The following is a 23,381-nucleotide window of genomic DNA, read 5'->3' as shown; positions in this document are numbered from 1 at the left end:
GCAGGCTGCCCCGTCGGTCTGGGAGGTGCGTTCGGCCGCGGAGGATTCGAACGCCCACGTAAAACGCGTCTTGCTGGCCTGACCGGGCGTCACCAAGGCCTCGGCGCTCGGTCCACGCCGACCGACGGGACGTCGCCGAGTTCAACGACAGCCCGGCCCGGCGCCGGGGCGGTCAACGCCCCCTGCCCGCACCCGCCTGAGAGGCTTCCTCAACTGGGCCATGCAGGGCCGCCACTGCCCACGTTCCCTGGACGTCCCCGCGATGAAGATCTCCCGCCGGCCCGCGCTGAGCGAGGACGAACGTCTCGCCGCCCTTGGGTGCCTGCTGACTGATACGGAGATACCGATGCGGCTCCGCGCCGTCGGCGTCATCGTTCTTCTCTACGCGCAACCTCTGAGCCGCGTCGTCCGGCTAACCGCGGACGACGTCGTCCACGACGGCGACGCCGTGCTGCTACGACTCGGCGAGCCGGCGTCGCCCGTTCCCGCGCCGGTCACCGCCCTGCTGCTGGAGCACCTTGCTACCCGCTCAGCCAACGTGACAGCGCTCTTCCGCGGACTCCAACGTCAGGGCGTACAGACAGTCAACGATCACCGCATGCGTCACTCCTTGGCCAAATTCTCCCGGTGCCCGCTCTCCTCACCGACCGTTCGGCCAAAGCTGCGACTGATGTCCGTGCCCCATGTCAGGCTGTCGGCGTGATCATGCAGCCCCCTCACGACGCGGCCGACTTCGCCTTCAGCCCGACCGACGCCCTGGACATACCCGTCGTCGTACGCGACTTCAGCTCGCTGCGGCGGCCCTCCGAACCTCTGTGGAGGGGTGCCACACAGCCGTGGCCGGGGGTGGCCGACATGCCTTCGTACGGGACCTACCTGGCGACCACGACCTGGCGGCAGGTCCTCCTCGCGGCCAAGGGCGTCGGGCGCGACCTGACCCCGTGGCTGCGCCGCACCCCCTGGCTCGCCGTCAACGAGCTCATCTCCCGTATCGCCCCCCTCCAGGCCTACCTCCAGCTCAAGGACGTGCCCGCACCCGCGCCCGCGGCCGGCCGCAGGCTCTTCGTGAACGCCCTCTACCAGTACGGCAGTGAGCGCAGCGCCCACTCGGCCTTCGGCTACCACTTGGGCATGACGATGGCGCACTGGCTCTGCGCCGGGATGGCCGGCCTGGGAAGCACCTGGCATCTCGAAGCCCGAGGTCCGGGCGGCCTGCCCGGCTTCACCGACCCGGCTGCCAAGCTGCCCGACCTGTGGGGCAACCACCACGCCGCCGGCCTGCCCTGGCTGATCGAGGCGAAGGCAGCCCGTGCACTCGGCGCAGGCGTGCTGAAGAACGGGAGAATCCAGCTGGACGGTGGTAGCGCCCTCATGCCCGGCATGGCACACCGGCAGGTCCTCTGCGGCACGTCGCTGCCCGGCAATAAGCCCGGCCAGTGGGAGCAGGACCACCTGTTCCTGGCCCTGCATACGGCCCACCCCCACGGCGGGCCGCAGACCGGCGCCTCCCCGGCCGGCAGTCCGCAAGGCGACGCGGAGGATTACGTCGCCGATGACTCCGAGGCCCTGATGGCCGTCACCCGGCAGCAGCTCCTGACGTACCAGGCCTTGGCCTTCGGGGCCGTGGAGCAGTTGCGCGTCGTCCCGATGCGCCGCGACCGTACGGAGCGCGGGCGTCACCGCACCGGTTCCCTGACACTGCTGGAACACGACGAATCCACCACCGGCCTGCGCCGTCGGCTGCGCGCACAGCAGGTGGACACCAAGGGGAGCCTGGCGTCACACACGGACGCCACCGCGTTCATCGCCGCCCGCATCCCCGGCACCGGCATCCACCTTGGTCTCTCCCGCCGCCTCTACGCGGCGTGTGAGGCCCTGTACCTCCAGCAGACCGACATGCCCGACACCGTGGCCTTCGCCGACGGCCCCCGTCTGAACGACCCCGGCTTCGGTCAGGACCAGGACGACGACGAGGCCCGTGAGCAGTACGCGCGTCGGGCTCGCCAAGCCCACCACGAGCAGGAGCAGCGGTATCGGACGCGCGTTCGTGAGGCGGTGAGCACGGCCTTCCGGCTGGCTGAGGAACACCCGGAGGACAGCTGGCTCACGGGCCCACTTCTTCCCGTACGCGTGGACGACCCCGACAAGCCCCTGCTCCTCGAAGCCGCCACGGCAGAGAGTTACCTGGCCCTCGAGCCGACCGACCCCGTCCTCTCCACGGCGGGCCGCACCGCCTGAGCTTGTTCATCGTCGACCATGATCTGTCAGGCCTGCCGATGGCCTCTGGGGGCTTGGGGCGTTTGCCGGTCTGGCCGACGTCGTAGCGGGTGGCGGCCGTTGGCTTTCCCTCGCGCGCTTCCCGACGACCACAGCACTTGCTGATGCCTGGTCCGGCCGATGACCGCGTCGTAGGTCACCCGGGGTCATCCCCGCGTACGCGAGGGCGCGAAATGTCCACGAGTGGTCTTTCTATGGCCATGACGTGGAAGACATCCGCCTGCTTGAGTTCGAACCGCCAGCCTTTGCCGCCAACTGAACTGCGAGCGTGCCGAGCTCGTACCGGTCCTCCAGGAGGAACTGCACCGTGCGCCCGTTTCGGGAGGGCGAGGCCGTGCGGCGGACCTGGGTGTAGCTGCGATCTCTCGGGTTGGTGTCGGTGGTGGTGAGAGTCGGTCGTGCTGGTCCAGGGGTGGGTGTTACGGGGCTGGTCAGCGGCTGTTTACGGGTGGGCAGGCCGCTGTCATGAGGTGAGAGATTAATGGGTGGGATCGCTGTCGTGGGGCTTTATCGCATGGCAGCTGATGTTGTCTCAGATTCGAGAGTTCTTATGCGCTGAGGTTGGCCCGGTCGGTGTGATCGTGGGGTGGACCAAGAGGTAAGGGCCGGTCGTGGGCCCGTGCTGCCCCGGGGGTTGGTGGTGCGTCGTCTGCTGGAGCGGCAGCAGGCGGGGGAACTGGCCACGCGGCATGTGCGTGCGGTCGCGGAGACGGTGGGTGTCTCGGAGCGTACGGTGTGGCGCTGGCTGGAGCAGGCCAAGACGACCGGGCAGGTGGAGGCGCCGGTCCGGCAGGGGTATGCGGTGTCGGACGAGGTGTGGGCGCTGCTGGGCGAGGTGGGAGGGAATGTCGCTGAGCTGAGACGCCGGCTGGCCGCGGCTGGCGGGGCGTCGGTTCCGTCGGCGTCGACACTGCACCGGGTGATCCGCAGGGACCGCCGGGCGGGCCGGGCGTTGATGGTCGAGCGGGAGCCCGTGGTGGCCGGGCCACGCAGGCCTGATCCGCTCAGCGAGCTCGGCCTGAACGTCGTGGCAGGCCAAGGCACAGGCGGGCAGGTGATCCTGCGGGAGCAGAAGCATCTGGCGCAGGTTCCGGTCCTGGTGCCGGGCGCGCAGGTGGTGCACACGTCTGCTGTGCGGTCGGTGCTGCGGACGGTCGCGCACGCGGCCGCGGTGGGGGCGGTGGTGTGTTTGTACGGCGACGCCGGCCAGGGCAAGACCGTCGCGCTGCAGTACGCCCTGTCCCAGTTGCCGCACCCGGCCAGGGTCCGTCGGGTCCATGTCGGTGTGCATCCGACGGTGCCGGAACTGCGCCGGGTGCTCGCGGATGCCCTTGAGCTGGGCAGGCGTCTGCCGCGCGGGGCGGGGGAGGCCGACCTGATGCTGGTGAACGCGCTACGGCAGCCGCGCGTGCTGGTGCTGGACGAGGCACAGCGTCTTCCGGGGCCGGCGCTGGAGTTTCTGCGCGGGCTGTGGGACCACCCGGACACGGACACGGCACTCGTGCTGGCGGGCGCGGGCAGCGAACGGGCGCTGCGCCGGGTGCCCGCGCTGGCCTCTCGGGTGCTGACCTGGGAGTTGGTGCCTCGTCTTCGCCCGGACGAGGTGGCCACCGTGATGGCGGCCTTCCACCCGCTGTGGGAGGACGTGAGCGAGGACGATGTCGCGTGGGTGGACGAGCATGTGGGCCACGGCAATTTCCGGACCTGGGCGAAGCTCACCTCGCACCTGACCGCCGAGGTCTACGGCAAGAGCCGTGCGGTAGTGGACCGCCGGATGCTGGAGCGGGCCTGCGCACGGCTCATGGGGCCGCTGTGACCGGCGCCTCCGGGACGGGAGAGGCTGGCAGCCACGAGGACGGGCACGCGCGGGGAGGTCTGCCTTCTTCCTCCCTGTCGGCGCTGCGCGGCCCTGCTGTGCGCCGGCTGCTCGCCCTGCGACAGGACCAGAAACTGACGTCCCGCCATGTACGGCTGATGGCGGAGTCGTTGGAGGTGACCGAGCGCACGGTGTGGCGGTGGCTTGCCGCTGCCGAGCGTGACGAGTCCGCGGCTGCGGAGCCCGGGGCGCGGGCCCAGAGCAAAGACCGCTTCTCCGTCACTCCGGAGGTGCGCCGCCTGTTGGCTTTGTGGAAGGGCAACGTCGCGGCGGTCCATCGTGAGCTGATCGCTCGCGCGGCCAAGGGCGAGGGGGAGCCTCCTCCGTCGATCCCGACGCTGCACCGGGCGATCCAGCGGGATCTGACGCCGGGGGAGCGGGCGGGGCTTGCGGGAGGGGAACGTGCGGCACGCAAGCACGATGTGTTCCTGGCCCGGCCGCGCGGCTGGCGCAACCAGGTGTGGGAGACCGACCACGTCCAAGCGGCGGTGCTGGTCGACGTCGAGGGCAAGGCCCGCAGGCCGTGGATCACCTGGTTCACCGACTGCGCGACGAACGCGATCACCGGTGTCGCGGTCACGCCGGGGGATCCGTCGCGGGAGTCGGTACTGGCCGCGCTGCGCTCCGCGGTCTTGCGCGAGGACCCCTACGGCCCGATCGGCGGCCTGCCCGAGAAAGTACGGGTCGACCGCGGTAAGGACTTCCTGTCCCGGACGGTGACCGCAGCGTTTGATCTCCTGGACGTGACGGTGGAGGACCTGCCCGCCTACACCCCCCACCTCAAGGGCACCGTGGAGGGCCTGAACCGTGCGGTGGAGAGTATGTTCCTGGCCGCGCTGCCCGGCTATGCCCGCCAGCCGCGCCCCGGCAAACGGGCTTCCCGCCCGAAGGACGAAGTACTGCTCGGCTTCGAGGACTTCACCGCCCGGCTGCTGGCCTGGACGCTCTGGTGGAACACCGAGCACCGCCCGGCGCCGTTGCGGGGCAAGACTCCGCTCGAGGCGTGGCAGGGGGATCCCACCCCGCTGCGGGACGTGCCCGCGACGGATCTGTGGACGTTCACCCTGGAGGACGCCGGCACCCGCACGCTGACCACCCGCGGCATCCGCTTCAGGAAACGCGACTACGTGGGGCCGTGGATGACCGGCCAGACCGGGATCCAGGTCCGCATCCGCTTCATGCCCCACCACGACCACCGCATCGAGGTGTACCACGCGGCCACTGGCCGCTATCTGGGTCCCGCGGACCTGGCCGACCATGCCACCGAGGAACAGGTCAGCGCCGTACGGCGAGCACGGGCCGCCCGTGCGCGCCGTCTGAAGAAGGACCTGGAGGCTTCCCAGCGCGAGCGCTACGCCGCCGCCATCCAGCCCGAGGCACCTCAGCGGCTCGGCGCGCTGACCACCGCGCAGGCCGAGGCCGAACTCGCCCAGACTGCCGACACCGACCTCGCGCAGCTCGCAATGCCGGACCTCATCCCGCCCGCCGCGCCCCCGGCCGACTGGCGCACCCCTGCTTCCCTGGCCGCGCTGACCACGCCGGGCCCGCGCGTCCCGCACCCGCCCGGCCGTGATGGCGCTTCCGCCCCGTACGGCCGCAACGGGCGGGCCGCACGTCCCACCACCGACGAAGACGGAGACGCCTCGTGACCGCGGCCACCTACCAGTACGTCGACCTGCCCGATGCGTCCGTGGTCACCACCCGCGCCCTGCTCACCGCCCGGGAGAACATCTCCGACACGGTCGCCGCCCGCGCCATGATGTGCATCCACGGCGGCGCCGGCTTCGGCAAGACCCTCGCTGTCAACACCTGCCTGCGCGCACTCGAGCCCGGTGAGGACGTCCGCAAGATCACCTTCCGGGCCCGGCCCACCGCTCGCGCGGTGCGCTACGAACTGTTCACCGCGCTCGACTTGGCCGGCGAACCGCCGCGCCACCCCAGCGAGTTCGACCGCCTGCTGAAAACCGCCCTGGCCGAACGCCCCCGCACCTTCCTGGTGGACGAGGCCCAGTGGCTCAACGGGGAGGCGTTCGAGTACTTCCGCTACCTGTGGGACGAACCCTCAACCCAGCTCGCGATCATCTTCGTCGGTGGGGAGGGCTGCCACACCGTGCTGCGCCGCGAACCGATGCTGTCCTCCCGCATCTTCATCTGGCAGCACTTCACCCGTCTCACCCCCGGCGAGGTCCTGGAGGCCATCCCCTTGTTCCATCCGGTGTGGGCCGACGCCGATCCCGACGACATCGCCTTCGCCGACCAGCACGCCGCACACGGCAATTTCCGCGCTTGGGCCCAGTTGACCGCCCACACCCGCACCGCCCTGACCCGCACCGGCCGCTCCCGTGTCGATCAGGAGCTGCTGCGCTGGGCCTTCAGCCGCCTCGCCTGACCACCACGCCGCCTGCCGTGTCGCCGACACCCGTTGCCGTGGTCATCGACCCGGGCGACGACGCGGTCCACACGCACACCGCCCTGGCCGCCCACCATCCGCCGTCCGGCCGGATCACCCTGCACCCCGGCCCGGGCACCACCAGCGAGACCGGCCTCGCCCACGACCTTCTCGCCGCCCTGGGCAAACCGCCCCTGCTCCCGGGGCGTTTCCCCGCCGGCCGTCAGCCCGCCTGGGAAGCCGCCACCGCCTGGATCACGGCCCTGCCCGTCACCCGGCTGACCGTCCTGCGCGCCCACCGCCTCACCGCCCGCCGCACGATGCGCCTCCTGCAGTTGCGCGCCCTCACCGGCATCCGCCTGACGCTGGTCTGCCACCGCCCCCATCTGCCCGCCGCCCTGCACCAGGCGCTGCGGACGGCCGACTACGCCGTCACCACAGACTTCCAGGCAGCCCGCCGCCACTACTACGGCGCGACTGCTCCCGTACCCCCGCCTGCAGAGGAGCCCGCCCGGTCGCCAGACCGGTGGCTCACCCTGTCCGTGCTGGACCGCCTCGTCTCCTACGACAGCCCCATCCCCTGTACCGCCCCGTGCACACCGCCGCCGATCACCTTCCGGCACCGCCCGCCACCCGCACCCCTCACCGGGCAGACAACCCGGGAAGTCACCCGGCGCCTCTCCACCGTGACCGCCCACCCCCGCCTGGCCACCGCCCTCGCCGCCGCGCTCTTCACCGGCGCCTCCTTCCAGCAGCTTGCCACCGCCCGCCCCGGCGACTACGACGACGCCGCGGCTACCCTGGCCCTGCACGACCGCGCTCGCTACACCGACGGCTGCGCCACCCACCGGGTGCCGCCGTGGGCGCGCGTCTTCCTGAAAGCCGCAGTGTGCTTCGCCCGGCTCGCGCCCGGCCAGGACCAGCACCTGCTGGCCGGCCCCCACGACCGCACCCACCTGCTGCTCGTGGCCGAGGCGGCCAGGATGCGCCCGCCCCAGCCGCCCGTCGGTCAGCGCACCGGCCCTGTCGGCCGCATCCAGTGGGACTGGCGCGAACGAAAGGAAGCCCAGTACTACGACGCGATGCTGACACGGCACCAGACCCCGCCCTCGCCCTGAGCCCGAACCTTGGTACACGGTCAGTCGATGGAGAACTCGGCGAACTCCACATCGGTGAAGGCGATCCCCAGACCGTGGGCACGCAGGCCTCCATCACGGAAGTAGGCATGCCCCAAAGCTCGGGCGAGGATCACCATCTGCTGCTGCTCACCCCCGCCGGCGTCCCGGGCGGCGAACAGCTCGCGGGCCACTTCTCCCGACAGGTACTGGGTGATCAGCCGTACCCGCGGATCGTCGGACGATCCTGCCGGAGCGGCGAATCCGAACCGCGCCCTGGTGTGGAGGACAAAGCCGTCGGCCTCGGCCCGGGCCCGCTGGCGGGCCCGCACCCGGGGCTGCCACCGTGCCCTGACGGCCTCTTCGATCAACCCCACGTGTACAACGCTGGGGCGGCGGCGCACTGCCGGCCGGGCGGTGACCCATCGCTGTACCGTGCGCTGGGAGATTCCCAGGAGGGCAGCCACGTTCTTCGTGGAGCCCTTCTCCGCCCTGAGCAGGAAACGCACAGCGGCGTCACCAGTGGGCACGGGACGGGTCAGCAGCGCTCGCTCAAGCCCCTTGACGATCTCCTCCATGCCTGCCCCCGAGCCGCTCTGCCCGCCGCACAGCGGGCGTCTGCGCCCTCAGGTCTTTCACACCCGCGCGCTGTCTCTGGCTAGTTCCGGCGTACGTGAGACATCCCTGCGGGTCCTCGACTAGAGGACCTGCTCCTATCGCACTGAGCCTGAGCTCGTCTCACTGAACCTGATCGCCGCTCCGTAGCTCGCGCGCCCACGCAGCCGGTCGAGCAGCGTCCATCTTTAAGAAAACCTAGCTAACTTCTACTAGGTTTCTATAGTCTTCTCCTCGTGAACTCCTACAGCGAGGACCTCGCCAGCGTCGAGCGTGAACTCCATGAAGCCGAACTCGAGCGTGACCGACTCGGCGCTCATATCGAGGGGCTCAAGGCCAAGCTGGACGCCTTCAAGAAGCTGAGCGCAGCGGTATCCGAGCCGGGGTCGGCGATCCAAGACCTCACCAAGGCGGATGCCATCGTCAAGATCCTCAGGGTGTCGCCTCAGCCCATGTCTCTCGGTGATATTGCGGACGCTTTGACCGCCGCCGGCAAGCAGGCCAACCGCAACGGCGTCTCTGTCTACATAGACGGTCTGCTTAAGGCTGGCCGCGTCGTCCGCGTTGCACGGAACCAATACCGCGACGCCTGACAGCTTCACTGGGGTGCGCCCATAGTTCGGTGAGATGGGGCACCTGCGACAGCCCGGGCGACGCAACCGTATCTTACGCAGCCCGTACGCATTTGGTACGCGAAATGTGCGCTTCACGCTAGGGTCGGGCAGGAGGTGCTGCATGTCCGAGCTGTTCGACGCGGTCGACGCGCTCATCGCGTCCCGCTCCCCGTTGCCGCCCCCGGCGGAACGCAAGCGGCTGCGCCAGGCGCACGGCCTGACGCTGGATGAGGTGGCCGCCGCACTGCAGGTGCGGCGCGCGACGGTCAGCGGCTGGGAGGCCGGCAAGACCGAGCCACGGCCGCCGGAGCGTGACGCATACGCCCGCATGCTCAAGCAGCTCGCCCAGCTCTACCCCGCCAACGGTCCGGTGCCCCCTGTGGACACGGCGATTCCCAAGACGCCTGCCGTCGCGGCCGCTCCTGCGCCATCGGAAGTTGAGCCGGCCCAAGCCCGCACCGCACCTACAGACCCGGCTGCTGAGCCTGCGAACACCGCACTCCGCCCCGCTGCCCCTGCCGCCGTACCGGGCCCGACGGCCACGACCAGGCCGACGCCGCGCCGTCCGGCCGCGAAGAAGGCCGCCCCCGCAGGCACACCGACGTGCGGCGCCGATCGGCGGTTCGAGAACGGTCCGCTCGCGGTCGTCGACGTTGACGTCGACGGTCAGGTGCTGGCGTACTGCGTCGGCGGCCTGGTCCTGGACGTACCGGCCAAGTCGATCCCGGCCCTGGTGGAGTGGACGCTCCGCGAAGGGCGGCTCGGACAGCCGAAGTTGTCCGGGCCGGGCAAGGACGCCGACCCGCTGATCGTGCTGACCGAGGCCGCGTGCGAGCACTACGGCCTGCCCGTCACGCTGACACAGCAGGAGCGTCTGGCCGGCCGGATCCCGGAGGGCCACAAGGTCATCAAGCAGCTGACGCGTGCCAACTGGCAGCTGACCAAGCGCGGCTTCGGGCCGTGGGCGAGGATCTACCGCCCCGCGCAGGGTTCGGAGCGATCCTGCGTGCAGCTGTGCATTCCGTCGTGGGACGCGCTCGACATCCGGCACTGGGCCAACGCGGGGCAGCTGCCGCCGGCGGATCTGGCCCGGCTGCTGGGCACGTATGCGGCCCGGGTGATGACGCCGCGCGGATCGACCGCCGTGACCGGCCTGGAGCTGATGACCGCGCTGCACCCGCCGACCCGCGCATCCGAGCCCGATGCCGACGGCAAGCGGCACTCCGAACACAACCCCGGCTCACTGGGGAAGGGTCCGGTGGACTGCGCGCCGGGCGAGGCCCCCGACGGGCACCCGCTGCTGAAAGACCTTCCGCGCTTCCACCACCGCACCCCGGCGGAGGTCCTGGTGGAGGAGGCGTACGACTGGGCGCGCCCGCTCACCGACGCCGAATGCCTTCGCCCCCATCTGGTGGGCATCGACGTGAACATGGCCTTCGCCGCCGGCGCCAACGGCCTCACGGTCGGCCTAGGCGCGCCGACGCACGTCAAGAACCCCGTCTTCGACGCGAAACTGCCCGGTTCCTGGCTGGTCGACCTGAGCCACGTCGACCTGTCCCGCGTGAAGCTCGGCAAGGAGTGGACGGACCTGGACGGCGAGCTGCTGCCCAGTCCGTTCACACCGAAAGGCGAGCGCCCGGCAGGACCGGCCTGGTACGCCACGCCGACCGTGGCGTACGCGGTGGAGCTCGGCTACGACGTCGCGCCGGTCGAGGCGTACGTCCGTCACGACAACGGCCGCTACCTGGACGGCTGGTACAACCGGCTGCGTGACGCCTACCTCGCCACGATGGCCGACCTCGGCGTGCACGCGGACATGCCGCCAGCCGACTTCCTCGCGGCGATGGACGGCTACCGGCAGCGTGACCCTCAGCTGGCGATCGTGGTGTCCGCGATCAAGGCGACCGTGAAGGGCGGCATCGGCAAGCTGCGCGAGCGCCCGCGCGGGGAGGGCTGGAAGCCCGGGCAGCCGTGGCGGGCCCTTGCCCGGCCCACCTGGCGCCCGGACATCCGCGCCGCCGTCATCTCCCGCACGCGGATCAACATGCACCGCAAGATCGTCAAGCACGCCGCCTTCACCGGGCAGTACCCGGTCGCGGTCCTCTCGGACTGCGCCGTCTACGCCTCCGACGGGCCCTCCCCGCTGGACTTCCTGCCCTACCGGGACGGCAAGCCGCTGCCGGGCGGCTTCAAGCTCGGCGTGAACCCCGGGCTGGTGAAGCACGAGGGCACCCAGAGCGTGCTGTGGGGCGAGGGGGTGCGCGAGCAGTTCAACGCTCCGGAGCTCAACCTCGCCCGGTACATCAAGGACGGCACCGTTACCGTTCAGGACACCGGGGAGTAGACCGCGATGAGCATGTTCGGGGACGGCCTGGACGCCGCGGTGCAGAAGGCGTTCACCCGCCCGGTGCCCAAGAGCGCGCCCGCGCAGATGCGGTACCTGGTCAAACAGCTCAAGGGCACCAAGGCGGTCGCCCAGATGCTGCGGATCTCGCAGCGCACGGTCGAGCGGTACGTGAAGGACCAGATCAAGAAGCCCCGCCCGGACCTCGCAGCCCGCCTGGAGCGGGAGGTGAAGAAGCGGTGGCAGCCGCAGATCCGTGCCCAGGCGCGGCAGAAGGCGGCGACCACCGGCGGCATCGTCATCGACACCCGCGCCCGGATCGGCTACACCGCGCCGATCGGGACGACGGACGAAGACCGGCTGCGGCACCTGACGGTCGCGCTGCCTCCCCAGTACGCCGCCCGCCTCTTCGACGCCCAGGAGCAGGGCGCCACCGACCAGCAGCTCCAGCAGATCGCCGCCGAAGCCCTCAAGGAGGTGTACTTCCAGGACAGCGGCCGCCGCGCAGGCCAGCTGGAGGAGGTCCGCCTCACCGGCATTGAACACCTCGAGTTCGACCTGTAGAGAACGGCCGTGACGAGGCGAGCCCCGGGCCGTCGGCCTGTAGCTCGCTCACGCAGCGGCGACTTGCTGCAGTAGTTACGGCGCCTTCACAAAGCGGCGTCACCGAAAGAGGGCGGCGTTGTCGGTGGGCCCCGGTACTCTGGACGACAGCATTCGGCTCCATGCCGTGAGTCTTCCTGAACCCCCAGTGGCCCATCCGGGTCGGGGGCGTCCGCAATGACCGTCTGGTCACGCGATCCCCGGATCGCGACACGATCTTCGGATCGTGACGACCACCGCGTCGCGGCAGAGGGCCGACGAGCGGACGGGTTCAGCGCTCATATCGCGTATGCGTGCGGCAGCTGAGACTGATGACCCCCGAGAAAGTGCGGGTGTCCGGGCGCCTTCGTGCTCTGCCCGGACCAGCCGGCCCAGGCAGCCGCGTACCCCCATCTCGGGAGGCAGCCATGAATCCTGACATCATCGAGGACTACGAGTCCGACGAGGACCACCCCCAGAGCAATCCGTTCCCGGGCGCCGACAAGGTCACGTGGACGCGCACCTTCTCCGTCGCGCTGCACGAGACCACCGGGCTCCCCCTGGAAATCACCGACGGTCTCGCCCCCTACATCGTCCACCCCAAGGACTACCTCCTCAGGCAGCGCGGCGAAGACGGTGCCGAGTACCGGATCAAGCCCGGAGTGATCAACCGCGACCCGAGCACCGGCCTCGACATCATGGAGGTCACCGTCCATGGGTTCGCCGGCACTCCCGGCGAGTACAACGAGCGCATCCGCCGCTTCTTCCACTCTCCCGCGCGCCACAACCCTGACCCGGCCCGCATGCTTCCGCGTCTGGTCACCGGCCGACACGAGGGCGCGCTGCCGGCGGCATTCCTGACGACCGCGGCCCCGGTGGACAGCCAGACGCTGAGCGGGCTGATCGGCACCATGACCGATGCCCTCGACCAGGCTGATGGGGACCGCGGCTACAAGCTGATCGACGACATGCAGGTCTACGGGCAGAACGAGACCACCCTGCACGCCCTGCTGCTGCGTCAGGTCCGGGAACCGGTCAAGGAACTGGACGGTGGCATCACTGCCCAGGTGCGCCGGGTTCTCGACGCGACCGCCGTCAAGGGCGCGAACCGGAGCCGGGCCCGCCTCGCGCTTCACGGCCTGGTGCCGAAGGACATCATCTTCGGCATCGATCGCGGTCTCCTCGGACTCGACGGTGTCGACGGCGTTCCCGCGAAGGTGGCCGACCCCGCGGTGTGGGTGCCGGCGTTCGCGGAGAGGCTGCGCGTCGCCTTCGACGACGAGCGGCACTCCCTCCATGGCCAGGCGAAGCAGGCCGCCATGGTCGCCACGGTCAGGATGCAGATCATCGTGGGGACCTCCGCCCCGGAGGACTTCCACAACGTCGTCTTCGACCCGAATCGGGCCGACCACCGGCGCCCGCCCCTGGGCTACACCCTGGTCGAGAAGGCGGCCTCCGACCTGCGTGCCGTTCTGCGGGATGCGAAGCAGCGCGGATGGATCAGCGAGGAGGAGCGTGCCTGGCTCGCCGGGGAGGGTCCCGATCCCGAGCACCGTCCCGGCGAAGGCATCGTCACTGCCCGCGACCGGCGCGACCGCGCCCTGTACGCCGTCGTCTTCCCCAAGGACCCCGCCCGGGCCAGGGCCCTGCGCCGGGTGCTGGGCGAGCCGGCCCGCTACGCCACGAGCAAGGACCACGTCTGGCACCGCCTGCGCATGGTCTCCTCGGTGATCGGCGAGGGATACAGCTTCCGCTGGAATCCTCGCGTCCTGGACGGCCTGCTGAGCAGCACCTTCATCAAGTCCCAGGGGCACCTCGCCGAGGAACCCGCGTGGGACAAGGTGATCGGCGCCGTCAGTACGGCCGGTCAGCCGCTCGATCTCGATGCGCTCGACCGCTTCCTGACGACCCGCGGCATCCACTGGCTCGCCGAGTGCAAGATCATCGAGGCGGACCGTGGGTCGATCGGTGCACAGAGCGGCAGCGGGGAGCTCGAGGACGGCGAAACCGTCGCTGACAAGAAGATCCGCCGGAGCACGATCAACGCCCGCAAGGCCATGCTCAGCCAGCCCCGCCGGACGGTCGGGCTGATGAACGAGCTCGCCAGGGCAACGGCCAAGAACACCACGCCCCGGCAGGTGGACCCCGAAGGCCTTCCTATCGAAGACACCAAGGCGGACAAGTCCTGGTTCGATACGGTCTTCCCGAAGGCCCAGACCAAGCGCCCGCCGACGTTCACGCCCCGGGGCAGCAGCACCGATGGGACGACCCCGCAGCCTCCGGACCCCACCCCCCTGGAGATCTTTAACGACACCCGTGGCCGCTTCTACGACGCAGTCACCGGCGATCTGCCCGCGGCCCTGGTCGAGGTGCTCAAGACAGCGCGGTCCCTTCTGTCCGACGCGCAGGGGGCCGGTCAGCGGCCTCTGCACGGAGCCGTGGAGCAGGAAATCGCCGCTCTTCTCCGCGCTCTGTCCGTGGTGCACTCCGACGTGGGCATGCTGAAGTCGGCCATCATCGACATGCAGTACGGCAACCCGACCATCGAGGAGTCCGCGTCGGAGAAGTTCCTCACGGAGGCCAGCGACTCCGACGAGGACGACGACCTGGCGGAGTTCGAGGAGGAGTTCACGGAGGAGGGTGACGCCCTGTGAGCGGAGCCCTGCCGACCGGCCCGGTCCTGACCGACGGCCGCCTGGGTGCCCTGCCCCGAGCAGCCGGCCGGTACCTCGACGAGGTTCTCTTCCGGCCCGTGCGCTGGGCCGAGCGGTGGCGGTACGAGGAACTGGACATCACCACCGCGATCTACCTGATCTCAGACACGGAGCACCGTCTCCGCTGGCTGGGGCAGGCCAACCGTGCGGACGGCCTGCTCGGACGGCTGGACAGGCACGACAACAATCCGGCGAAACGCAGGGTCTTCGCCCGGATCCGCGTCCTGAGGCTCACCGATCACACGCCGCCGGAGGCCGTGGACGCGATCGAGGGCCGGTGCGCTGACCTCCTGCGGATCCGGGATGTGATGCGGCCGCGGAGGTGGCCGCCTGCCGACGACTGGTTCGTACTCACCTCCTGACGCGTGTGCGGTAAGACGCCCCCAGTGATGCTGTGGGGCGTCTTACCTGGTGCTCGGTGCACACCGACTCCCGGCCGTGGGCGTGATGCAGACGCAGCCGGGAGTTCGGGGCATCCCGACCGTGTGCATCGGCGAGCCCTGTGGTAGCCCGCGACACAGCGGTGGGCTCGTGGGGGAAGTGGTAACGGAGAAGAGGTCCCAGGCGGAACGGGAATGGGTTGTCAGAGGTGTGCGGCATCATCGGCAGATGGCCGCCACACAAGCCCCGCCGACGTACCTGGAACGCCTCCGCTCCGACCTGGACCTGATCGAAGCGGATTTCCTCAAGGCTCTCGCGGACTCGCAGATCCGGAACATCGACCCGAACCGCCCATCCGGCGGCATCTTGTACGTCGGTGCCGCGAAGTGGGGCTGGGTACCCAGTGGCCCCGAGCTCGAGACGCGAAGGATGGAACTGCTGGGGCGCGTACGGGAGTGGGAGCCGTTGTTCCGGCTGCTGTTCCCGCACCCGACCCCGGAGGTCACCAAGCGCCTCGACGGGACCCTCGGCCTGTTGCAGCGCTGGCTTGTACGCCCCCGGGACACCACCGTGCCGGCCAGCATCGACAAGGCCGTCGACAAGGTCAATGCGGCCGCAGCCACGCTCCGGAAGCTGGGCGAGCTCCTGCCGGATGACGCCTGGGCGGTGCGTGTAGCGGTCGACACGAACGTGCTGCTCGATGACCCCGACGTGGCGGTCTACACGCCGCTGCTCGGGAATCGGTACATGGTCCACCTGCTGCCCGTTGTCCTGCGGGAGTTGGACGACCACAAGCTCGCCGGCCGCAACCCCGACATCCGCGACGCGGCGAAGAAGGCCGACCGCCGACTGAAAGGGCTTCGGACCAACGGCGACGTTCTGCGCGGCGTACGAGTGGCCGGCGATGTGCACGCCCTCTTCGAGCACATCGAACCCAAGGGCGACGGACTGCCCAACTGGCTCGACCTCGACGTGCCCGACGACCGCTTCGTGGCCTCCACCCTGCTGCTGCAGTCCCGGCACCCCGGCTCCGCCGTCTACGTGGCCACCAGGGACATCAACCTTCAGACGAAACTCGCCGCCGTCGGACTGCCCTTCATCAAAAAGCCATGAGCACCAGCAAGCCCGTCGTACCGAGCAAGGGAGCACCCTGTGTCCGCCGACTTCTCCACCCTGCACGAACCGCTCGTGGAGTGGGTCTACGACCGCACGAGAACTGATCCGCTGGGCGGAGTGCCGATCACCGAGTTCGGGCAGTCGCATGGCCTCACCGAGAACCAGACCTACCGGCTCCTGCAGTTCTGCAAGGTCCAACGGCTCCTGGGCGACCGTGACACCACCCACGACGGCCCGGAAGCCAACCTGACCCCGCGCGGCCTTGAATGGATGGAGGAGCGCAGGCGCCGGCGCGCCGACCCGGCCGCGCGGGCCGCCGCCGCACGCAAGGGCCTGCTGGTCTGGCTGTGGCATCGCAAACACGACGACATCCTGCTGCCTGCCGTCGCGGACGTGCTGAACGATCCGCTGTCCCTCTTCGAGGGCGAACGCCTCACCGACAGGGACATCGACCGGGCCTCCGCCTACCTGAGCGCCAAGGGCCTGATCAAGGGGGACCGGAACGGGAGCTCGGACGGGCCCGTGCAAGCCGAGATCACCGCCGAAGGAGAAGACTGCGTGGACAACTACCAGGGTGACATCGGCGCGTACGAACGCCGCAACACCAGTGGGAACACCACTTTCCACATCGGGCAGAACACGGGCAACATCGCCGCGAACAGCCGCGACTTCACGCTGAACGCGACCACGAACAGCGGCGTCGACCTCGCCCAGGTCGTCATGGCCGCCCGCGCACTCCGCCAGGCCGTGCCGATTCTGGGGCTGCCCGAAGACGATGCCGCTGAGATCACCCAACTGGCGACGCGCATGGAAGAGGAAGCCACCAGCGTTAGCCCCGATCCAAGCCGTCTCCAGCGGTGGGGTGCCCAGACGCTGGCCGTCCTGTCGCCCGTTGCCAGTGGTGCGCTGGGCAGCGTTCTCGCCGCCTACCTCGGAGTCGTGCTGCCTGGACTGCCGACAGGGGGCTGACGCGCCAGGACGGAGCTCCATCTGTGTCGGATCGCCCGCGCGAGCAGATGTGACTCATCGTGGAGGCGCACAGCCGCTCACGCCCCGAACGTGCCCGGTCAATCTGCGCCGTGATGACGTCCACGCCTCCGCCTTCGCCGACGAACGTGTTGGACTGGTGGCGTCCCGTACGCAACTCCCCGGGGAGGGACCATGGGCGAGGCCGCCACGGCCGTGTCCGACGAAGCGTTCTCCGCACTTGCCGAGAACCTGGGCCACATCCTTTGAGACCCGCGCGCTGCTGTGCGTCATCGCGCCGAAGGACGTCCAGGGTGCGGCCGTGGTGGAGGCTTCCCTCAGCCGCTGCGACGGGGCCGACTCCGTCGTGGTCACGACCGCCGCGCCGGGCAACCTCGCGGCGCTCCTGGACGCGTTCCACGCCGCCCTGCACCTCGGTGTCCGGCCGCGACGGCTGGCCGACGCACAGCGGGCTGTCGAGAACGAACTCGGCCGCCGCTCCTGGCCGGTGGTGGTTGTACGCGATGCCCATCTGCTGCGGACCGAGGCCCTTCAGTACATCTACGGGCTGTGGAGCCTGTTCCAGGACCGTGAACGCCGCATGCCTGTCGTCCTGGTGGGACCCGAGCGGATCCGGTCCGTGCTGCGCCGGCCGTCACTCGCCAGCCTGGAGAGCTGCATCTTCATCTGGCACCGACTCACGCCTCCACCCTGAAGGCGCGAGACCCCGACCCCTGGACTTCTGCGTACGGCGCCACGGCCGTGCAGTGATCAGTTCAACCGGGCGAGGGTGGCAGCCCGTCATCTCCCCGCCCAGCACGTGACCAGCCGACTACGGCCGCACAGAGGCTCAACCGACCGTGCCGACAGGGCGCACAGGAGGCCACTGCGTACGCAGACATCGACCGGCAGCCGCTCGAGTAACAGGTGCCTGATCTATAGCCTCGGTGATCTTGAGGTGGCTTCTTCTCGGACTAGCGCGGCGAGGGAGCTGTTCGGGCGGGTGTACACGTATTCGCGGGCGGCTTTGATCTGCAGCACGTTCATCTTGTCGACCGCGGACTTGGCGAGGCGGCCGTAAAGGGGAGTCGGCCTCAGAGCCAGCATGTGGTGGGGGCCGATAGGGAGGACGGTGATGTGCGAGTCGAGAAGGGCCATGCCGTGGGAGAGGCTGTCGCCTTCCTTGCGTACGGTCAGAGCAGGGTTGTCGCCGATCAGGAATTCACCCTCTTCGGGCTCCAGGATCGCCAGGGCATACTGAGCCATGAGCTGGCGGGCTTGGTCGAAGGAGGCCTCAATGCGCACGCGAAGCAGTGATCCGTCGTGGAACTGGTCAAGCATCGGGCTGAATATCTCGTCGGCGATGGCAGCCAAGTCCTCCGGTCCGGCCGCGGGCCGCCCTGTGTGCTGCAAGTAGGCAGCTTCCAGTTGGCCAGCACGCTCGGTGAGGAGCCACTCCCGTTGCCGCGGCAAGAAGTCGGTGAAAACGCGGTTGAAGGCCTCGCGGTAGTGGTGGGACCGGATGTAGTGCAATGCGATCAGGTCACGCAGAATCCCGGCGGTACGCGGCTCTCCAAGTGCGGTCCCCGCTTTGACCGAGGCGAGGGCGTCGCGTAGCTCTTGCTCGACCAGGTTCCACTTGGTCTCCAGCGACGTGGAAGCCCACGGCACGAAGTTCTCGACCTTTCCGATGCCCCGAGGCGGCCGGGTGTTGAGTCGGCGCTCCGGGTGTTGCAGATCGTAGGGTTGCACGTGCTCAACGGTGGTGTGCTTCACGGCGGCGGCCCATTCACGCAACAGCACCTTCGAAACGACGTGCTGGCCCGTCACGTTCTCGTTCGCCTGGGGAGTGAGTTCGGCGATCCGTTCCGGATCTCTGCTTCCGGGCCCGGTGATTTTGACGTTCACGGGATCTATGGTCGCGAACCGGGAAGGACCGCGCTTGGGTTTTCCGCTGTCCGCCGATCGCTCACGGGCTGGGACGCGTAGGTGCGGCGGCTATCTGCCAGCCGACAGCACGAGACCCCAGGCCTCTCGAAGAGAGGGTCCGGGGTCTGGCGTGGTGGGGCGGGAGCAGGCAGAGCCTTCTCAGTAGTCGTCCCGTTCGGAGGGCGGTCCGTACTGCTCGATGAGGTCGCAGGTGCAGGTGCCGCCCGCGTACAGCATCTTGTCGCACTCGTCATGGTGGTCCCGCTCCAGCAGCGGCTTCGCCGGAACGGGCCGCGAGCTGACTGCGGCGGGCCGGGCCGGGGCAGTCTGGTCGGCAGTGCGGAACTCGATGTCCACGACAGCGGAGGCGATTTCGTCCTTGCGTCACTTCTCGGGGGAGTTGTGGTTCACCAGACCGCCCGCGTAGGCCATGCGCAGCAGTTCGGCTTTGGTGTGCTTGCGCATCAGCTTGTTCTTGCGCGACATCCGCGCCCTGCCCCGCGCCGCCTGGCGCTCTTCCTCCGTCACGGTGTCGCCCTGGTCGTGCTCCTTCTGCGCCTGCGCGTCCGACGGCGTGGGCTGGACGGGACCGTCGTCGACCGATGCCGGGCTGGACGGGGCCGGCACCGCTGCCTTCGCCCAGGGCACGCCCAAGGCGGCGAGGGCGGCCTGCTGTTCGGAGGTGAGCTTGTCCCACCTGGCACGGGTGTTCGAGTTCCATACGCCCAGTTTCACGATCACCGGTTCCGTCTCGCCGTCGACCATGATCTGCTCGCTGTGCCCGCGCGGCGTGGGCTTGTCCGCGCCTTCCCGTTCGACCCACTGCGCGAGGGCCGCCAGCCCTCGCTGGAACGCCTGTTCCGCCTTGCTCGGACCCTTCGCCGTACGCGTGGCCGCCGGGGCGGGAGACGGCGCTTCAAGTGGCTGTACGCCCAGCTGGGACAGCCGCTCCTGCTGCTCGGTGGACAGCTGCGCCCAGGTGCCCGGCTGGGTCTGCCGCTGGAGCCACCGTCCGAGGTCGTCGCCGTCCATGAGTACGCCGGGTGCGATGTCGGGCAGGTGGCCGTCGGCGTCGACGAGGTCGGCGAGGATGCGGTAGTGGCGTTGCCAGTCGAGCGGCCAGGGGCAGTTCCAGTCCGGGTCGACCGCCGCCAGCTGCTTGGCGCGCTCCGCCGCCCGCTCAGCGTCCTTCCCGAGACCGCCCTTCCGCCTGAGATTGGCGACATGCTGCCCGACCGGCACCATCGCTTCGCCCTCGCCCCACATCTGGTCCTGACGCGGAGCAAGGTGCCCGGTGGACCGCCGGTACGACCGCAGCGCGGCGAGCTTGGTCTCCCAGGCTTCCTCGCCCGGCTCCCACACCATCCCGGCCTCGGGAGCGTCCAGGAGCTCCTTGCGCCGCGGTTCCAGTTCCCCGGCCCGTAGTGCCTTTCGCTGGTGGTGCACCCACCTGCCCAGGGGAAAGTCCTTCGTGACGCCCACCGTCGTCTCGGTGTCGTAGGGGACGGCGTAGAGGCCGGTGATGTGGTTCTCCTTCCGCCAGCGGATGAGGGCTTGGTATCCCTCGAGCCACACCAGCGAGTCCGGCCGGTAGACGCGGGTGCGCAGGAAAGTGGCGATCGTGGCCGCGTCGCGGGGAGTGGAGAAGTGGAGCAGGGCGGATTCGGCGGCGGCCTGGGTGTCGTCGTGCTCCTGGTCCTCGCCGTCGCCCTCGCCGTCCGCGCCGACGATCCGGCCCTCCTCATCGCGCTGCACGTGGATCTTGCGGGCGTGCTTGCCCCGGCTGAGGGCGCGGGAGGCGAGCTGCTCGACAAGTCGTTCATCATGACTGCGGAGCCCTTGCAAAACGGCTACAAGGGGGCGAAAACTGGCGCTGGCGACCATGTCGGTGGGGTCCTCGTTCGGCTCCAGGAAGATCGGCACGATGATCCTGGCAATCTTCGTGCTGCCGTCGCGGTTCAACCTCAGCGCGCGGCCGATGTTCTGCACGATCTCCACCTGCGAGCCGCGGGTGTCGGCGAAGCAGATGGCCTCGACTCCCCGTTCGCCGGTGATGTCGACGCCTTCTCCGAGCACGCGAACGCTGGCGAGGAAGGCGCGGTGGACCCGGCGCCCGGTGGCGTCGATGCCGTTGGCGAACTGCCGCAGCACCTCGCGGCGTTCGGCTACGAGGTGGTCGCCGCACAGCCACGCCGACCAGACGCGGTCCGGGGGTACGTGGCGGCTGGCCTCGAGTTCGTAGAACTCCGCGTCGATCGAGGACTTCGGCAGCCGGTCGGCGGCGGCCAGGTCGTCGTCAGAGGTGTCGTTCATGTACAGCTCGGCCGCCGTCTCGGGCAGCTTCTCCGCGAACGCGGCGGCCTCCTCCACCTTCTGGTGGAACGTCATGACGGTCTTGAGGTTCCACTTCGCCGCGTGCTCCAGGAGCGCGGTTTGCAGGAGCGCCAGGCGCCGGCCGCGCCGGGCTTCCTCGGACTCCCCGACGACGGGGGAGGGGTCGCGGATCTCCAGGACGTCGATCTCGAACCCGGCGAGAATCTCGCGATCGATCGCCTCCGAGAGTCCGAGCTCTGCGAGCCACGTGCCGTAGGTGCCGTCCGGGTCGTCGGCCATGGTCGCGATCTCCGCCTCCTGGCCGTCCGCGCCCTTCTGTGGGCGGGCGGCGGCGAGGATGCGCGGCGTGGCGGTCAGGTAGAGCCGGAAGGCGGCGGGGATGCGGGCGTTGTCGTGGATGGCAGCCCAAGGCCGCCCGAGATCACCGGCGGTGCCGTGGGCCTCATCCACGATGGCGAGGTCGAAGCCGGTCATGCGCTGGCCGTACAGGCGGTCTCCGCCTGTCAGAGCGGCCTCCAGCGGCCCGCGAACCTTGCGCTGGCCCTCGGGTGCGTCGATGTCCTCGCGGTCCACGAGCGAGGCGTACGTGGCGAACACGACCACCGGCCCGGACCCGGCCCACAGGGCCAGCTGGATCGGGTTGGTGGTGGTCCGCACGCCCAGCTCCTTCAGCACCGGGTCGTTCTCCAGCGAGCACACCGCGACCATCGGGGCCCGGTGACCGACCAGACTCCACGCCTGGGCGGTCTGCGCGAGCAGGTCCAGGGTGGGCACGGTGACGAGGATCCGGCCGTCCGCGAACGACTCCAGCGCGCACGCTGCGGCCGTGATCGTCTTGCCCGAGCCGGTCGCTGACACGATCGTGCCCCGGGCGCCCTGCGGGGGCACAGATGACCTTGAAGGGAATCCCACCCACCTACGGAAAGCAGACCTCTGGTCAACCTGGTGTTCCCGAAGCTGAATACCCGGCATTTAGCAATCCTCCCCCTGACTCGTTTTCTGACCGTTTCGGGAAATCACCGGGACGGCGTGAAGGGCGGGACTGAAACCGTACCGTCCTCGGTGACCACGACTCGCTCGGCGAGCTGCGCCAGGACCTGGGCAGGCATGAGCCCGGCCCGATCGGCCGCCGCGCGGATCAGCCGGCCGGGTGCGGCAGACAGCCACAGCTCCGCCCGCAGGTCATCCGCCTCCTCCCGCCGCCGCGCCTCGAAGGCGGCCTGGGCAGCGAGAGCGCCGTCGCGCTGCTCCTCGCGCTCCTGAGCCCATTTGGAGCCTGGAGTGTCCCGCTCCGCCTTGTACGCTCCCCAACCGGCCTGAGCCATCAAGTCCCTGACGCGCCGCCACTCCACATGCTTGGCAGCCCACACGGAAGCCAGTCGCTCCGGATCCATCTCGAACTCGGAGAAGGAATCGCCCCGCCTCAACTGCTCCGCTGTCTCGCGCTCGCGGGCAGCAGCCTCCGTGACCTTCTCCGCAACGGCGGCCATGTCGAGACCGTTTGCCTGGCGCCTAACTTGTTCCCGTGCCGCATCCTGAGCGCACCACATACGGTTTCCCTTTCCTTTTTGCCGAGTATCGGATTCCGCCCGTGTGATGGTTGGCGGGTGTCCTGTGTTTCCGCCAACGGTACATGCTGCATCAACCTGATGCAGCCACCACACTGGAACCCACGCGAACGAGCGACCCCCACCCCTCGTAGCCAGCCTGGCCCGCGTCAGCGGGCCCCAGGGTTCTGGAGGCGCAGCCGGAAGAACCGTCAGGCGGGGGAGCGTAGCGGACCCGCCCCGGGAGTCCGCAGGACTCCCCAACTCCCCAACCACACACCCGACTAGCCGCACCTGACATGCCCTCAGCCAGGGGCGCGCACCGCACGCCGTGCCGACCGCGCAGCGGCCGGCCCCACCCGATCCCGGAGCACAGCGAAGGGATCCGCCCACGCATCGCGTGGGCAGCGGGAGCGCAGCGACCGCCCTCCTTGCACATCGCGCAGCGATGTGACCCAACTCGATTGCGCAGCAATTGAGTTGCTGCGATGGGCGCAGCCCATCGCCAGCGCTTCCGCGGAGCGAAGCGCAACACCGTGCGCAGCACGGGTGTTCGCTTGCACATCGCGCAGCGATGTGGTA

The 23,381-nt window shown here is 69.6% G+C and carries 19 protein-coding genes; 14 read left to right on the top strand and 5 right to left on the bottom strand.

Annotated features, from left to right (window positions below):
- Nucleotides 1-262 precede the first annotated feature (262 nt).
- From OG858_RS00095 to OG858_RS00070, 6 genes are all read left to right on the top strand, one after another.
- Nucleotides 263-703, top strand: coding sequence for a hypothetical protein (locus OG858_RS00095; RefSeq protein WP_328543734.1), 441 nt, complete (start codon nt 263-265; stop codon nt 701-703).
- Nucleotides 700-2,238, top strand: a complete 1,539-nt coding sequence (locus OG858_RS00090; protein WP_328543733.1) for a gamma-glutamyltransferase — start codon at nt 700-702, stop codon at nt 2,236-2,238. Before OG858_RS00095 ends, OG858_RS00090 begins: the two co-directional genes overlap by 4 nt.
- A gap of 625 nt (nt 2,239-2,863) precedes the next feature.
- Nucleotides 2,864-4,093, top strand: coding sequence for an ATP-binding protein (locus OG858_RS00085; RefSeq protein ID WP_328543732.1), 1,230 nt, complete (start codon nt 2,864-2,866; stop codon nt 4,091-4,093).
- Between the two features lie 98 nt (nt 4,094-4,191).
- On the top strand, nt 4,192-5,802 hold the full coding sequence (locus OG858_RS00080; protein ID WP_408059463.1) for a Mu transposase C-terminal domain-containing protein: 1,611 nt from the start codon (nt 4,192-4,194) through the stop codon (nt 5,800-5,802).
- A complete protein-coding gene (locus tag OG858_RS00075; protein ID WP_328543730.1) occupies nt 5,799-6,542 on the top strand; it encodes an ATP-binding protein in 744 nt (247 codons plus the stop codon). Before OG858_RS00080 ends, OG858_RS00075 begins: the two co-directional genes overlap by 4 nt.
- A 17-nt stretch (nt 6,543-6,559) precedes the next feature.
- Nucleotides 6,560-7,660 (top strand): hypothetical protein, encoded by a 1,101-nt coding sequence (locus tag OG858_RS00070; RefSeq protein ID WP_328543729.1) that lies wholly within the window; start codon nt 6,560-6,562, stop codon nt 7,658-7,660.
- Nucleotides 7,661-7,680: 20 nt separating this feature from the next.
- Here the strand turns inward: OG858_RS00070 and tpg (OG858_RS00065) are convergent, their stop codons facing one another.
- Entirely contained in the window at nt 7,681-8,235 is a 555-nt protein-coding gene (tpg, locus tag OG858_RS00065) for a telomere-protecting terminal protein Tpg (protein WP_328543728.1), read from the bottom strand.
- 273 nt (nt 8,236-8,508) lie between these two features.
- Between tpg (OG858_RS00065) and OG858_RS00060 the strand changes: the two genes are divergently transcribed.
- The 8 genes from OG858_RS00060 (at nt 8,509) to OG858_RS00025 (ending at nt 17,704) form a co-directional block, all read left to right on the top strand.
- Nucleotides 8,509-8,865, top strand: a complete 357-nt coding sequence (locus OG858_RS00060; RefSeq protein ID WP_328543727.1) for a hypothetical protein — start codon at nt 8,509-8,511, stop codon at nt 8,863-8,865.
- A gap of 142 nt (nt 8,866-9,007) precedes the next feature.
- Nucleotides 9,008-11,230: a telomere-associated protein Tap gene (gene tap, locus OG858_RS00055; RefSeq protein WP_328543726.1), complete on the top strand. Its 2,223-nt coding sequence runs from the start codon at nt 9,008-9,010 to the stop codon at nt 11,228-11,230.
- A gap of 6 nt (nt 11,231-11,236) precedes the next feature.
- Nucleotides 11,237-11,794 carry a telomere-protecting terminal protein Tpg gene (tpg, locus tag OG858_RS00050; RefSeq protein WP_328543725.1) on the top strand — a complete coding sequence of 186 codons (558 nt, stop codon included), beginning with the start codon at nt 11,237-11,239 and terminating at the stop codon, nt 11,792-11,794.
- Between the two features lie 446 nt (nt 11,795-12,240).
- Nucleotides 12,241-14,466 carry a hypothetical protein gene (locus OG858_RS00045; RefSeq protein WP_328543724.1) on the top strand — a complete coding sequence of 742 codons (2,226 nt, stop codon included), beginning with the start codon at nt 12,241-12,243 and terminating at the stop codon, nt 14,464-14,466.
- Entirely contained in the window at nt 14,463-14,888 is a 426-nt protein-coding gene (locus OG858_RS00040) for a hypothetical protein (RefSeq protein WP_086701007.1), read from the top strand. Before OG858_RS00045 ends, OG858_RS00040 begins: the two co-directional genes overlap by 4 nt.
- A gap of 247 nt (nt 14,889-15,135) precedes the next feature.
- Nucleotides 15,136-16,020, top strand: coding sequence for a PIN domain-containing protein (locus OG858_RS00035; protein ID WP_328543723.1), 885 nt, complete (start codon nt 15,136-15,138; stop codon nt 16,018-16,020).
- Nucleotides 16,021-16,059: 39 nt separating this feature from the next.
- Nucleotides 16,060-16,992 (top strand): hypothetical protein, encoded by a 933-nt coding sequence (locus OG858_RS00030; protein ID WP_328543722.1) that lies wholly within the window; start codon nt 16,060-16,062, stop codon nt 16,990-16,992.
- A gap of 319 nt (nt 16,993-17,311) precedes the next feature.
- On the top strand, nt 17,312-17,704 hold the full coding sequence (locus tag OG858_RS00025) for an AAA family ATPase (protein WP_328543721.1): 393 nt from the start codon (nt 17,312-17,314) through the stop codon (nt 17,702-17,704).
- A gap of 221 nt (nt 17,705-17,925) precedes the next feature.
- Here OG858_RS00025 and OG858_RS00020 read toward each other — a convergent pair whose 3' ends face one another.
- The 4 genes from OG858_RS00020 to OG858_RS00005 form a co-directional block, all read right to left on the bottom strand.
- Nucleotides 17,926-18,897 (bottom strand): DUF4238 domain-containing protein, encoded by a 972-nt coding sequence (locus tag OG858_RS00020; protein WP_328543720.1) that lies wholly within the window; start codon nt 18,895-18,897, stop codon nt 17,926-17,928.
- Nucleotides 18,898-19,077: 180 nt separating this feature from the next.
- Nucleotides 19,078-19,275, bottom strand: a complete 198-nt coding sequence (locus OG858_RS00015; RefSeq protein WP_328543719.1) for a hypothetical protein — start codon at nt 19,273-19,275, stop codon at nt 19,078-19,080.
- A gap of 27 nt (nt 19,276-19,302) precedes the next feature.
- On the bottom strand, nt 19,303-22,224 hold the full coding sequence (locus OG858_RS00010) for a DEAD/DEAH box helicase (protein WP_328543718.1): 2,922 nt from the start codon (nt 22,222-22,224) through the stop codon (nt 19,303-19,305).
- A gap of 44 nt (nt 22,225-22,268) precedes the next feature.
- Complete coding sequence (locus tag OG858_RS00005) at nt 22,269-22,742, bottom strand: hypothetical protein (protein WP_328543717.1); 474 nt, start codon at nt 22,740-22,742, stop codon at nt 22,269-22,271.
- Between the last annotated feature and the right edge of the window lie 639 nt (nt 22,743-23,381).

Origin of the sequence: Streptomyces europaeiscabiei, from assembly GCF_036346855.1 — a bacterium.
In the GTDB taxonomy this organism is placed as follows: Bacteria; Actinomycetota; Actinomycetes; order Streptomycetales; family Streptomycetaceae; genus Streptomyces; species Streptomyces europaeiscabiei.
Note: the sequence above shows the minus strand (reverse complement) of the source record. Positions and strands in the feature narration are given on the sequence as shown.